The organism is Pseudoalteromonas sp. NZS100_1, from assembly GCF_015864285.1.
Lineage (GTDB): Bacteria > Pseudomonadota > Gammaproteobacteria > Enterobacterales > Alteromonadaceae > Pseudoalteromonas > Pseudoalteromonas arctica.
In genome coordinates this window covers 96,109-108,848 of record NZ_JADYXN010000014.1, presented here as the reverse complement: position 1 = coordinate 108,848, position 12,740 = coordinate 96,109, and the positions used below count along the sequence as shown (strand labels likewise).

Genomic DNA, 12,740 nt, shown 5'->3' with positions numbered 1-12,740 from the left:
TAGTTCCGCACGTCCGGATCTGTGTGGGGTCGGCCTAGCAATAGGTCGCTCTACCACGATAGGCTGTAGAATTACTCATTTTTAAGAAAAACAGCCTGTTTTATGGGTTCCAAATGCATTACCTAATGCTTTAAAAACGCTTAGAGTTAACTACAGGAGCTCGCTTTTTTAATTGAATTTGGCTGTTGGAGTTATTCTACAGTCTCGTTAGCATTACAAGGAGGTTTGGTGACAACATCTAAAAAAGAACTACCGTTTCTTACAACCTATATGACTCTGCTGTTTGTTTTATTAGGTTCTGATTGGATATTACCTTTAATAGGTTTTGAATATAATATATGGTCAGATCCTTTTGATATTATTAAATTTATAATTAAACTCATGACTATTTATCTTTTTTACTTTATTGGTATTAAGTTTTTTAGTTGGTTGTATTCTGCATCACCACAAAAAACTAAAGAGTAAACTTGGCAGTTATTTAAAGTAAAGCTAACAACACGCCCTGAGGTGGACGACTAGTCAAATTTAGCTATTAATTGCAAATTTTAAAAGTGGTGAGCCTCTTTGTTTTTCAACACTTAAATGTAATCCTTATCAATTTAAATACCACAGTTCTATATAGGCTTACCCTTCACTTTTTACTGCTTATAATACGCTTTAGCCCAAATCAACTATGTAACTACAACGAATAGAAAAACCAGCCACTCTACAAGTATTTGCCTTGGAATAGTGGGCAACTAAAATCTAAATATATCCATACCTCTTGACGGCTTCGTCCAATAAACTGCGCTATTTCCGTTTATTTTCACTTCAGCGATATCATTAAACGCGCGCAATCGCCCTTAAAATTAATTCCCGTAAAAACAAATTAATTATGGGAGGTCCTGTAGTCAAATAACAATACCTTAGTAAACGCTAGTTCATATTACGTCACGTAATATCCATACAGAACTTTAAGTTAAACATACGTTCGTGCAGCGTTCCCATTTTTATTTGACTCAATTTATTGGACATTCTTTTTATGAAATTAAAGTTATTTATCGCAATTATTTTTAGCACTTCGATGTCGTCTTACGCGACAGAAGCATTAGATAAAACGGAGTTTTCATTCGAAGACTTAAAAGCACTGGCAAAAGCCTCAGCCGAAAAGCCCTATACGGCAACCAAGGTTCCAGCGCCGGAGTTAATCGATAAAATTACGTATGACGAACACTGGAAAATACGCTTTAAAGAAGATGAAACCTTATATCCAAGTGGAAAAAACGCACCTGTACAATTATTTTACCCTGGCCGATATTTTCCTGAGCCAGTAAGTATTTATATCAGAGACGATAAAAATCAGGTGCAAAATGTACCTTTTAGTAATGACGTTTTTGATATGCCTGATGACAGCCCAGCTCACGAACTCCCTGAAGGATTTGGATTTGCAGGCTTTAGAGTAATGCGCCCAGATATGAAACCCGATTGGATATCTTTTTTGGGTGCGTCTTATTTTCGTACGGACGGGCCAGAGGGGCAATATGGACTGTCGGCGCGAGGTATCGCGATTAATACGGGTATGAATCAACCAGAAGAATTTCCGCGTTTTTCTGCATTTTGGATTGGTCCCGCAGAGAAAAAAGGCGAAAGTGTGTCTGTTTGGGCATTGCTTGAAGGGCCTTCTATCACCGGTGCTTATCGTTTTGGTTTAAGCAAAGATAACAAAGAAGATAAAGGGCATATCACCTCTGTGAGCGCTAATTTGTATATGCGCGCCGATGTTGAACGCTTAGGCGTAGCGCCGCTTACGAGCATGTATTGGTACTCACAAAAAGATAAAACAACTGCTAAAGACTGGCGCCCAGAAATTCACGACAGTGATGGGCTGGCTATTCACACAGGATCGGGTCAATACATTTGGCGCCCATTAAATAATCCTCAGTCGGTGTCGACCAATAGCTTTATTGATGAGAACCCAAAAGGGTTTGGTTTAATCCAAAGAGACCGTGACTTTAATAACTACCAAGACGACGGCGTATTTTACAATAAGCGTTCATCAGCGTGGATTAAACCTACTGACGATTGGGGGAAAGGGGCAGTTCAGTTAATCGAGATTCCAACAAAAGATGAAACGTTTGACAATATTGTTGCCTATTGGGTGCCTGAAAAAGAGGCGCGCAAAGGTGATGAGTTTACCTTTTCTTATGATATAGAGTGGCGTCCACTCGATCCAAAATCAAAAACGCTTGCAAGCGTTGTAAATACTCGCCAAGGCTTAGGCGGAATTCCCGGCCAGCCAATTCCTGAAGGCGTTAACAAAATGGTGATTGATTTTGAAGGTCCAGCATTTAAAGACTTAGATAACAAAAGTGGTATAAAGCCGATTGTTGAAGCCAGCAACGGTGAAATACTAGAACCTATTGGGGTTTATCCGGTAGTTGGTACAAACCAATGGCGATTAGCGTTTGACTACAAACAAGCTAACAATAATCCGGTAAACATACGCGCGTATTTAGTTGATAAAAATGATGAAGCTATAACTGAGACATGGGTAAGTGATGCAAAGGTTACGATTAAATAAGCCCTTAAATAAGCATTAAAGTAAAACGGGTGGCTATATTTTGATTTTCTGTCAATTATAGCCACCATAATGTCTTTTAAAACGCCAATCAAAACACCATTAAAACTCCCTTTTATATCCCACGTAAAATACAGTAATCGATTGAATCAAAATATGAACTCGGCTATGGTTTGTTTATCAATAAAAATAAAAAACGAGTTAACCTGCTGCTTGTTAGGTGTATCTAGGAGTTTTATGTTTTTTTTGAGTAAATTATTTTGTTGGGAGCGAGGCAGGCAAAAGTCAGGCTACGATAAAATGTTGATTTGTGGTGCTACGTGGCCAATTAAATTTGATACATATTTGCTTAAATTTCCACAAGGAAGTGAAATAGCACCACATACAGACAAGGTTGAATCTGGTAAACACTATCGATTGAATATAGTGCTTAAAAAGGCAGATTTGGGTGGTGAGTTTATTTGCACTAATCCGATATTTGAAACAAAGCGAGTTAAGCTATTCCGCCCTGATGTAAGTGAGCATCAGGTATCAAAAGTTATAAAAGGTAGTCGATATTTACTCAGCATTGGGTGGATAAAAGGGAGCGCTAAATGCTAGATTTAAGACCTAATTGTGAATGTTGTGATAAGAATCTACCTGCACAGTCCACAGAGGCTTTTATTTGTTCATTTGAATGCACATTTTGTTCTGGCTGTGCTCAAACGGTGTTAAATAACGTGTGCCCAAACTGCTCAGGTAATTTGGTTCAGCGGCCAATTCGCCCTTTGGCTGCACTAAAAAATTACCCAGCATCAACTAAGCGGGTATTAAAAGAAAGTGGTTGTGCGCCAAATACATAAGAACACAAAGTATAATAATTACATTTTCTGAATATGGAGATCTGATGAGAAAATCCTTTGAATTTACCGTTAAGTCAATCAAAGTTAAAATAATTAACGCTTGGTTTAGTGGTGCTAAATTATATGTGGATGGTGACTTACGAGATACTGACAAAACTTTGTTAGCTATTAGGAATAATACTTTACTATCTGCAAATTTAGGTGAGTTGGGTGTTCTAGAAATCAAGCCATTATCGGGTTTAATTACCGTTGAAATGGATGCATATTTGGTCAATGGTACAAACATTCAACATGTATATAGCTCACATAAACGCCTTAGCCTAAAAGAGCAAAGGGCAGCTCGATAAAGCTACTTTAAATAACGTATATTCCTGTGTTTTCCTGCATTTACCTGCCTTCAGTAATAACCTCCAAATGACATTGAGGAGGTTTAAGCCCCTAAGCATACCAAGTTAATATACTTGGTTTACTCGATTACCTTAAAATCACTCACACTCTTTCACATAAAGTAAAAGCGCGCTGTACATTACACTGAGTGCCTTTGTTACATCGCTGTCGATAACGGCTTCTGCTGGGTGATGGCTTATACCGCCAGGGCTGCGTATAAACAACATGCCAACGGGGCAAATTGGAGCGATTGCCATTGCATCGTGCCCTGCGCCTGAGGCAAGTGAAGGCGATGCTTGGTTATTGAGTTTACATGCGCTTGAAAACAAATGCTGAATTTGAGTATCGCACGCTACGGCACCGGCGGCATGCGTCCATTGCCAATCAAGTGTTAAATTGCGTTTGCTTGCTATAGACTGTGCGCTGCTTTGTATGGCGCTTAGTAAGTTAGCGAGATCGGTGTCGCTCTGTGCACGTGCATCTAGGCTTATGGTTGTTTTACCTGCGATCACGTTTGTTGCACCGGGGCGAGATTGTATTTGCCCTACGGTGGCAACTTCGCCATTTTTAGCATTGCTTGCTAGTTTTTCAATTTCGGTTACTAATTCAGCGCAGCCTGCTAACGAATCCTGACGTAAATTCATTGGCGTTGTACCCGCATGACCGCTTTGGCCTGTTAGGGTAAGCATGGCGCGCTTTGCTCCTGCTATTGCAGTTACAACGCCTAACGCCTGATTAACCGATTCGAGTACAGGGCCTTGTTCAATATGAGTTTCCCAGTAAGCTAGTAATTCATTTTTATTAAGTGCAGCTTTTGCGTAGTCGTTAGGGTTTAAGCCAAAGTCGAGCATGGCTTGGCGCATAGTTATGCCGTTTGTGTCTTCAATGTTTAGCCACTGTGGGTCAAATTCGTTAGCGAGGGCTTTTGAGCCAATTAAAGTTGTGGCAAAGCGAGTGCCTTCTTCATCGCAAAAGCCCACTACATCTAAATGAAAGGGCAGGTCGAGCTTTAACTTATGTGCAAGCGCTGCAATTTCTATCCCCAGTAGTACACCTAAAATACCATCAAACGCACCTGCGTTTGGTACGGTGTCGAGGTGCGATCCTATAATTAAACGTTTAGCATGGGGGTTTGATGATTTAAACCGCCCCCAAAGGTTGCCCACTTCGTCTTGCCACGATTGCATGCCAGCCTCAACCATCCACGATGCAGTAACAGCGTTACACTCTTTGTGCTCTTTTGATAAGTACACGCGGTGAATACCGCCTTGCATTTGCGATAGTGCGCTGAGGGTTTTACAGCGAGATAAAGCGCGTGTTGCGTATTCATCAGCAAGTTCTTTGTTTAACAAAGGCTTTAAAAGGGGGCTTACAATCGTCATGCTAAATCCTTTTTTTATTTATAGTGAGCGAGGGCGGCAATGGCGGCTTCGCCTTTAGGGCCTTTGTAACCGTTGGCATGTAAGCAAGCGTCTAAGCTTGCAAGTGTTTGTAATACAGCATCTTTGCGGGCGTTGTAGCCCATGGTGCCAATACGCCAAATTTTGCCATGCAGTGGGCCAAACGAGGTGCCTATTTCTATTCCAAAATCGGTTAGCATTTGTCCGCGTACGTGATCGGCATTAATGCCCTCGGGTATATAAACACCCAGCACGTTGTTCATTTTATGCGTTAAATCGCCAAATACATTTAAGCCGAGCGCTTGAATGCCTGTTAGCATGGCATCGCCATGTAATTTGTGGCGTGCTACGCAGTTATCTACACCTTCTTCAATGACTATGCGGGCGCATTCTGAGGCGCAATACAGCATGCTGGTGGCTTCGGTATGATGATTTAGGCGCTCCTCTCCCCAGTAATTCATGATCATACCTAAATCAAAATAGTTAGAGCGCACAAAGGGCTCTGTGCCATCGGTATGATCGGCAGTGCGGATGCCTGCTTCTACCTTTTTACGTTTTTGGATCCACTCGGCGCATTTGTCGCTTAGTGTCAATGGCGCTGACCCAGAAGGTCCGCCTAAACACTTTTGTAGGCCAACAGAAAGTGCATCGAGTTTCCACTCATCGGCAGGAAGTTCGTTACCCACAATAGATGCGGTGGCATCGCAATAAAATAGTACATCGTGCTTTTGGCAAATATCGCCAATATGCTCAAGAGGTTGGTTCATGGTGGTGGATGTATCGCCTTGTACCATAGCAAGTACATGGGGTTTTACATCAACAATGGCTTTTTCGATCTGTTCTGGCGTAAACACTTCGCCCCACGGTACTTCTATTGTATGTACCTTTGCGCCAACGCGTTCTGCTATTTCAGCAAGTAGGTGGCCAAAGCGCCCCATAATTGGCACCAATACTTTATCGCCTGGGCGTAAAATTGAGCATAATACGGCTTCAATCCCTGCGCGCGATGTGCCATCTATTAGCATGGTCCATTCGTTTTTAGTTTTAAAAATTTCGCGATAGCGCGCCATGGTTTCGTTCATAAAGCCGGTCATTACTGGGTCGTACTGACCTATAAGCTGCGCCGACATAGCACGTAAAACACGAGGATCTGCATTAATAGGACCTGGTCCCATTAATAAACGCTGTGGTGGGTTTAAGGTTTGAACTTGCGTGTTATTAAACATATTTTAGGCTCCCAGAGTCTGAATGAGCATGCGAATGCCGGTTATCATTAAGACAACGGCAAAAGCGCGTTTTAGTTGTTTTTGATCCAGCTTGCTACCAATTTTTACGCCAATAGGCGCAAATAAAATAGTCAGCGGAATAATAAGAAAAAAGGCAGGGAGGTTAACTAACCCCCACGTACCTAGGGGAGCATCGGTTGGCGTTGTGCCAATACTTAATAAGGTAATAACACCTGGTAGCGCAATCAATAAACCAAAAACGGCCGCAGTTCCTACTGCAACATGGGCGCGTACATTAAATGCGTTTAGCATAGGTACGCCAATAGTACCGCCGCCTATGCCAATCATTACCGACAAACCACCTACAATACTTGCCATAACGCCTTGACCAAATTTACCTGGCAGTTGTTTTACAAGCGCGGGTGCGCCGGCTCTAAATAACATATTAAGGCTTACCAAAATGGCAATGCAGGCAAACATGAGCACTAATGCGTTACCGCGAACGGAATGAGCAATAATACTACCGACTACCGCCATAACTAATATAAACGGTGCCCAGTATTTTATTAGCGCAAGGTCAATATTTCCTTTGCTATGATGCGAGCGAATAGATGAAAGCGAAGTAGGTACTATGGTTGCAAGTGATGTGGCGGTGGCTATCATCATTGCCGACTCTGGGCTTACGCCAAAACCTTGCAGTAAAAAATACAGCACAGGTACGATAACAATACCGCCGCCTACACCAAAAAGTCCTGCTAAAATTCCGGCAAAAATACCGGTTGCTATTAAGGCCGCTACTATTGGCCATTGGTTTATTATTTCTGACATTGTGTTCCTGCTGTAGTTACTGTTGCACGTCCATCTGAACGAGGATCTGTTGCAGCTTCAAGGCTTGTAGGTGTATCTAAAATAGCCCCAGCGTGCCCCATCATTTCGCTATTATTATCAACGCTTACCCAATCGTGGTCACGTTGATTTAATTCATGTTCTATATGAAAAACTAACCCCTTTTCAATTTTTAAATTTGTACTTGTATCGCCCCATGTGCGTCCAAGTAACCAACGAGGGTCGCTAATTGCTTGTTTTATTGATTTATTTCGCCATGCGTAGCCTGCAAAAACAGCGGCTTGGGTTTGTGGTTGCCCTTCACCGCCCATTGTTCCGTAAGCAAGTCGACGACCATCGCTAAACTTTGCCATTGCTGGGTTAAGTGTATGAGCCGGCTTTTTATTTGGCGCAAGGGCGTTAATATTGTTACTCGCATCAATATCTTCATTGTTTAAACTAAAGCTTAAACCTCGGTTATTCCACACAAAGCCGCCTTCGCTCATTAGTATTCCGCTGCCAAATTCCCAGTAAATACTTTGAATAAAGCTTACTAATTGCCCGTTTTTATCTTTTGCAGCCATCCACACGGTATCGCCAGGCTCTGCGTTAAATGACCATTGTTTGGCTTTACTCATATCAATATTGTTAGCAAGTTGGCTTAAGCGATCATCAGTTAGTGCTTTTTTATAATCATCCCCTAACACATTAGGATCAGCCCAAAGGGTAGGGCGATGCGTAAAGCTTTGTTTAGTTGCCTCAACAATTAAGTGCGTCCAGTCGGCATCGGTTTTAGCTAAATGCTTTAACTTATTTACGGCACCAATTATTTGTAGTGAATGCACGCCCTGTGTTGGCGCGGGTAAGTTGTAGCAATCAATACCTGATAAGTTAGCATTTAGCGCAGTAACGACCTCGGCTTTTGTATTTGCAATATCACCTGCGGTGATTGAGCTGCCTGCTTTTGCTAAGTCGGCGGCAAATGAGTTAGCAAGTGCGCCTTCATAAAATGCGTTTAAACCATGTTTTGCTAAGTATTCAAACGTTGCAGCAAGTTTAGGGTTTTTAAAATGTTGACCTGCTTGTAAGGGCTTGCCATTGGGTATGTAGAGGTTTTTAAACGCGTTATTAGTATTGTTAGCAGCGGCTAGCTTTTCGCAGCCTGCTTGCAAGCTTTTTGTTACGGTAAAACCCTCGCGAGCAAGCTCAATAGCGGGCGCTAAAATGTTTAACAGTGGTAGTGCTGCGTGCTCATCTAGTTCAAGCGCCTTTTGCCAACCGCGAATTGTACCCGCTTGAGTTAGTGCGCTTAATCCGCCGCGCTCTGGTATTTGCGTGAGCGGGTTATACGCCGTTGTATTAGTTGCTGCGCGGCCGCAGGCATCAATAGCAGTGGGCGTTTTTTGGTTTGGGTTATCGATAAGCCAAAAGCTGTCGCCACCAATTGAGTTCATATGTGGATACACAACGCTAATCGCAGCGGCAGCCGCTACCATAGCCTCGGTAGCTGTACCGCCTTGTTTTAGTATATTTATACCCGCCTCTGTTGCCGAAAAATGAGACGCGGTAAATGCAATATTGTGTGTGGTCATGCCGGTGTGTCCTGTTTAAAGTGTTCAGCTAGGTGCTTAACGCAAGCAAGTAGGCTTTTATCGTTACCGTGGGTCATCATTAATGAAAAACCATAAGGATGATCATTTGCTAAATCAGCCAGCGGTAAATGCACTTGCGCTGAGCCACTAAGTCCTGCAATTGCCGAAAGCGTAATAATTTGCATACGTAAGGCGCTTGTGTCGGCGCCTAATTTAGGTGCAGTTGTAGGGGTGGTGGGTAAAAATAAGCAGCTGTGCTTGTTTAAGTTTTTAGCGACGATTACTTGCCATTCGTGCTGTATTTTTAACGCCTCTTGTTCTTCTTGCTTGGTTAAAGCCAGTGCCATTTTAAAACGAGCCGCAATTGCTGGCGCAAAATGAGAAAGCTGATCTGGGAGTTCTAGCCAGTCTCGGTGCGTTTTAGCAATCGCACGACCTTGTAATATTCTAAAGGTATCGGCAAGCTCACTTAGCAGGCTGCTTTTGGGGAGCTTAAAATCGATATGATGATTAAAATAAGGTTTGGTTTTTTCTAAAAGCTTACCCAGAGGTGCTTGTAAAGAGGGGTCAACGAGTTCAAAGAGTGCTTCGCAAATAACCAGCGTATTTACTTTATTAATAGCTTGATTTGGTAACAGTACATTACCTACATCGCTTAATAGCTCGGCGCTTTGAGTAAGCCAACCTATGGTATCAAAAGGCGGTGCCAACGGTATTAGGCCGTCTTTTTCAATCACGTTATGGCTTGGCCTTATGCCATATAAACCACAATAGCTGGCGGGTATTCTAATTGAGCCGCCAGTGTCGGTGCCTAAGCCAATATCGGCTAAGTTAGCAGCCACTGCAGCGGCAGATCCCATACTCGAACCACCGCAAGCATGCCCTTTTAATTTAGGATTTTGCGCAGCGCCATAATGTATATTATTACCCTCTAAGCTATAAGCCAGTTCGTCTGTGTGGGTAAAGCCTATAAAGTTACAACCAGCGGTCATGAGCTTATTAACCGAGCTTGCCGTATTTTGAGCCGGTTTAGCTGTTTTAAACCAGTGTGGATTGCCAGCGCTGTTACGCTCGCCTTTTACTGCAAATACATCTTTTACGGCTAAGCGATTGTTTGCAAGTAGACCAGATTGGCTTGTTTGCCACAGGGTAGGACCGTGATTGCAAAATATACTTTTGTTGTTTTTTTTATCACTCATTTGCAGCTCATTATTATAAAACTGACCAAGTACTTACTTATTAAGTTAAGAGTGATTAAAAAGCGGGCTGGTTATTATTATTTTAATACCAATTTTATTAAAAACATGATCATTCTATCGGATTAAATAGCGCACTTACTTCGTTAAAAATTATTCATAGAGAACAACTATATGTCATAATTTTTGCCTTGTTATTGCGCTATTTTCTTCGCGTTATAATAGATCACTAATTTAATGCAATTGCTAAAGCTCCGCTTTTTAATCGGTAGTTTTGATTTTATTGTGCTTAGACTAAGCAAGAGGAATGCCATAAATTAAAAACCTGTCCAACTGGTCAGGTTTTGTTGGGTTGTATGAGATTTTTAAATGTGGGCTGTAGAAATAGTGAGATTAAAATGAGTTAAAACAAACCAATTTGGTGCGTAGGTGCACCAAGTTGGTCTTTATTTATATAGTTTTGAGTGCTAAATGAGGGGCGTTTTACTGATGATTAAACCATTAATATCGGCGTAAACCCAGTCGTTAGGTTCTATGGTGGTGCTAAGCATGGTAACAGCTTGGTTTTTATCACCAAAGCCGCGCTTTAAGGTACTACGCGGTGTAGAACCTAGCGCCATTACAGGTAAGTTCATCGTGGCGAGTATTTCTATATCTCGGCAACAGCCATTTATTATTACGCCTTCCCAGCCATTATTTAGGGCACGCTCAGCCATCATGTCGCCTATAAATGCAAAGCGTTTGCTCGCAAACCCGTTTATAACTAACACTTTACCTTCACCATTTTCATGCAATATATCGGCAGCAAAAGAGTTGTCTTCTGGGCAGGTAACGGTAACTACTTTGCCATAAAACGTGGTTTTTTTACCAAAGTGGTAAAGGCCGCTGTCTGCTACTTGCACGTTATCGCGATGATCGTCAAACAAATCGGGTGTAGTAAAGGATGTCATGGGTTAAGTCTCACTTTGCTCAGGTATTTTAAGACCAATACCTTTTAAAATTATGTGGGCAATTGATTGCGTAATTTGTGCCACATCAGTTTCGTCGTACTCTAATTTGTTCATTACGAGTAAAACCTCAGCCTGAAAGTCGGCGTAATATTGCGTGGTAGACCAAATAGTAAAGAGCAAATGGTAGGGGTCAACCTTATCCATTCTATTTGCGTCCATCCATGCTTGAAGTACATCAACCTTTTGTTTAACCCAAGGGCGGGTATTGGTTCTAAAGTAGTTTTGTAAATAAGGCGCACCGCGCAGTATTTCACTGGCAAATAAGCGAGATTGCATTGGCTGATTTACGGCGAGTATTACTTTGCTTTTAATATAGTTATAAAGCACGGTAGCTGGATCGTCGTTAATTGTGACGTTATCAAGCCCCAAGTTCCAATTAGCTATTATGCGGTCGATCACAGACTCGTACAGACCATCTTTACTTTTAAAGTAATACAAAATATTAGCTTTTGGCACCTGCGCTTCTTTAGCAACCATGCTCATACTTGCTCCGTCGTAACCTAATTGAGAAAACAATTGCTCGGCGGCATCTAAAATTAGTTTTTGGTTTTTCTCGCGTGTAATTTCTTTTTTATTTGGCTTTATTTGTGTGGTCATTATAGAGTTTGCGTGTTTAACGTATTGATTGATTGTAGCTTTACTGACCAAAAGGTCAATTACTAAAAAGGTGAATGTTAAAAACAGGCGAGAGGTTTAAGCTATTAACTTTAATTGTTTAATTAAATAATTACTGTTAGTTTAGTTTCAAATTTACGAGTAGTACTTTTGGATTGGCAAATGGATTTTATAAACAAAAATAAATATACACTATATGGAGTCGCTGCAATATTACTGTGGAGTTGCTTAGTTGCATTACTACGGGATATTTCTGAGTTGTTTAGCCCCATTGGTGGTGCTGCGGCTATGTATTCTGTCAGTGCGATATTTTTAATTTTGGTTATGGGAGTGCCCAAGTTTAGTGGTTTTTCGAAACGCTACTTGGTAGTAGGTACTTTATTATTTGTATCGTACGAAATTTGCTTGGCGCTTTCTATTGGTATGGCAAATAGTCGTCATCAGGCAATGGAAATGGCGGTTATTAATTATTTATGGCCCACGCTAACAATACTGCTCTCTATTATTATTGGTCGTAAAAAAGTAAGTTACTGGGTTTACCCAAGCATGATTATTGCTTTTTTAGGCGTTGCTTGGTGTATTACGGGCGATCAAGAAATGTCACTCGATACGCTTGTTACTAACTTTGCTGATAATCCTGCTACTTACCTAATGGCATTAGCTGCAGCGTTTATATGGGCTATTTATTGCGTAGTGACGCAAAAACTGAGTAATGGTAAAAATGCCATTACGTTATTTTTTACTGTTACGGCAATGAGTTTGTGGGCGCAATATGGTTTTAGTAATGAAGCGCCATTAACGTTTTCACTCAGCTCAAGCATGACGTTATTATTAGCTGGTGTAGTCGTGGGGAGCGGTTATGGACTGTGGAATCAAGCTATTATTGGCGGTAACTTAATGCTTTTGGGTACGCTTTCGTACTTTACACCGGTATTTTCTAGTATTATTTCGGCGTTGTATTTATCTATTACGCTGAGTGCTTCGTTTTGGCAAGGGGTTGTACTGGTAACAGTGGGCTCGTTAATTTGCTACTTTGTAACGCGAGAAAAGCCTAAACGCACAGTAAACTAATCTACTTTAGTTAATGCTT

General features: G+C 41.5%; 13 protein-coding genes. 6 read left to right on the top strand and 7 right to left on the bottom strand.

Annotated elements, in window-relative coordinates:
- Positions 1 to 228 precede the first annotated feature (228 nt).
- The 5 genes from I6F66_RS11380 (at position 229) to I6F66_RS11360 (ending at position 3,746) form a co-directional block, all read left to right on the top strand.
- On the top strand, positions 229 to 465 hold the full coding sequence (locus I6F66_RS11380; protein WP_165729013.1) for a hypothetical protein: 237 nt from the start codon (positions 229 to 231) through the stop codon (positions 463 to 465).
- A 556-nt stretch (positions 466 to 1,021) separates the two neighbouring features.
- On the top strand, positions 1,022 to 2,560 hold the full coding sequence (locus I6F66_RS11375) for a glucan biosynthesis protein (protein WP_165729012.1): 1,539 nt from the start codon (positions 1,022 to 1,024) through the stop codon (positions 2,558 to 2,560).
- Between the two features lie 234 nt (positions 2,561 to 2,794).
- Entirely contained in the window at positions 2,795 to 3,157 is a 363-nt protein-coding gene (locus I6F66_RS11370) for a 2OG-Fe(II) oxygenase (protein ID WP_197209297.1), read from the top strand.
- Entirely contained in the window at positions 3,151 to 3,399 is a 249-nt protein-coding gene (locus I6F66_RS11365) for a DUF1272 domain-containing protein (RefSeq protein WP_165729010.1), read from the top strand. Before I6F66_RS11370 ends, I6F66_RS11365 begins: the two co-directional genes overlap by 7 nt.
- A gap of 44 nt (positions 3,400 to 3,443) precedes the next feature.
- Positions 3,444 to 3,746 carry a hypothetical protein gene (locus tag I6F66_RS11360; RefSeq protein ID WP_197209296.1) on the top strand — a complete coding sequence of 101 codons (303 nt, stop codon included), beginning with the start codon at positions 3,444 to 3,446 and terminating at the stop codon, positions 3,744 to 3,746.
- 138 nt (positions 3,747 to 3,884) lie between these two features.
- Here the strand turns inward: I6F66_RS11360 and I6F66_RS11355 are convergent, their stop codons facing one another.
- From I6F66_RS11355 to I6F66_RS11325, 7 genes are all read right to left on the bottom strand, one after another.
- On the bottom strand, positions 3,885 to 5,168 hold the full coding sequence (locus tag I6F66_RS11355) for an allantoate amidohydrolase (protein ID WP_197209295.1): 1,284 nt from the start codon (positions 5,166 to 5,168) through the stop codon (positions 3,885 to 3,887).
- A 14-nt stretch (positions 5,169 to 5,182) separates the two neighbouring features.
- On the bottom strand, positions 5,183 to 6,412 hold the full coding sequence (locus tag I6F66_RS11350; RefSeq protein WP_004334657.1) for an alanine--glyoxylate aminotransferase family protein: 1,230 nt from the start codon (positions 6,410 to 6,412) through the stop codon (positions 5,183 to 5,185).
- 3 nt (positions 6,413 to 6,415) lie between these two features.
- Positions 6,416 to 7,240 carry a sulfite exporter TauE/SafE family protein gene (locus I6F66_RS11345; protein WP_166420396.1) on the bottom strand — a complete coding sequence of 275 codons (825 nt, stop codon included), beginning with the start codon at positions 7,238 to 7,240 and terminating at the stop codon, positions 6,416 to 6,418.
- Positions 7,228 to 8,829 (bottom strand): gamma-glutamyltransferase family protein, encoded by a 1,602-nt coding sequence (locus I6F66_RS11340; protein WP_197209294.1) that lies wholly within the window; start codon positions 8,827 to 8,829, stop codon positions 7,228 to 7,230. Before I6F66_RS11340 ends, I6F66_RS11345 begins: the two co-directional genes overlap by 13 nt.
- Positions 8,826 to 10,028, bottom strand: a complete 1,203-nt coding sequence (locus I6F66_RS11335; RefSeq protein ID WP_197209293.1) for an amidase family protein — start codon at positions 10,026 to 10,028, stop codon at positions 8,826 to 8,828. Before I6F66_RS11335 ends, I6F66_RS11340 begins: the two co-directional genes overlap by 4 nt.
- Positions 10,029 to 10,492: 464 nt before the next feature.
- Entirely contained in the window at positions 10,493 to 10,975 is a 483-nt protein-coding gene (locus I6F66_RS11330; RefSeq protein ID WP_197209292.1) for a putative 4-hydroxy-4-methyl-2-oxoglutarate aldolase, read from the bottom strand.
- Positions 10,976 to 10,978: 3 nt separating this feature from the next.
- Entirely contained in the window at positions 10,979 to 11,632 is a 654-nt protein-coding gene (locus I6F66_RS11325) for a TetR/AcrR family transcriptional regulator (protein ID WP_197188445.1), read from the bottom strand.
- A gap of 180 nt (positions 11,633 to 11,812) precedes the next feature.
- Between I6F66_RS11325 and yddG the strand changes: the two genes are divergently transcribed.
- On the top strand, positions 11,813 to 12,721 hold the full coding sequence (gene yddG, locus I6F66_RS11320; RefSeq protein WP_197209291.1) for an aromatic amino acid DMT transporter YddG: 909 nt from the start codon (positions 11,813 to 11,815) through the stop codon (positions 12,719 to 12,721).
- Positions 12,722 to 12,740: the final 19 nt, after the last annotated feature.

Bases quoted from the DNA above. Each gene is read 5' to 3' on its own strand.
- I6F66_RS11330 (WP_197209292.1), bottom strand. From the start codon at position 10,975: ATGACATCCTTTACTACACCCGATTTGTTTGACGATCATCGCGATAAC.
- yddG (WP_197209291.1), top strand. From the start codon at position 11,813: ATGGATTTTATAAACAAAAATAAATATACACTATATGGAGTCGCTGCA.
- I6F66_RS11365 (WP_165729010.1), top strand. From the start codon at position 3,151: ATGCTAGATTTAAGACCTAATTGTGAATGTTGTGATAAGAATCTACCT.
- I6F66_RS11375 (WP_165729012.1), top strand. From the start codon at position 1,022: ATGAAATTAAAGTTATTTATCGCAATTATTTTTAGCACTTCGATGTCG.
- I6F66_RS11345 (WP_166420396.1), bottom strand. From the start codon at position 7,240: ATGTCAGAAATAATAAACCAATGGCCAATAGTAGCGGCCTTAATAGCA.
- I6F66_RS11335 (WP_197209293.1), bottom strand. From the start codon at position 10,028: ATGAGTGATAAAAAAAACAACAAAAGTATATTTTGCAATCACGGTCCT.
- I6F66_RS11350 (WP_004334657.1), bottom strand. From the start codon at position 6,412: ATGTTTAATAACACGCAAGTTCAAACCTTAAACCCACCACAGCGTTTA.
- I6F66_RS11355 (WP_197209295.1), bottom strand. From the start codon at position 5,168: ATGACGATTGTAAGCCCCCTTTTAAAGCCTTTGTTAAACAAAGAACTT.
- I6F66_RS11325 (WP_197188445.1), bottom strand. From the start codon at position 11,632: ATGACCACACAAATAAAGCCAAATAAAAAAGAAATTACACGCGAGAAA.
- I6F66_RS11360 (WP_197209296.1), top strand. From the start codon at position 3,444: ATGAGAAAATCCTTTGAATTTACCGTTAAGTCAATCAAAGTTAAAATA.
- I6F66_RS11340 (WP_197209294.1), bottom strand. From the start codon at position 8,829: ATGACCACACACAATATTGCATTTACCGCGTCTCATTTTTCGGCAACA.
- I6F66_RS11370 (WP_197209297.1), top strand. From the start codon at position 2,795: ATGTTTTTTTTGAGTAAATTATTTTGTTGGGAGCGAGGCAGGCAAAAG.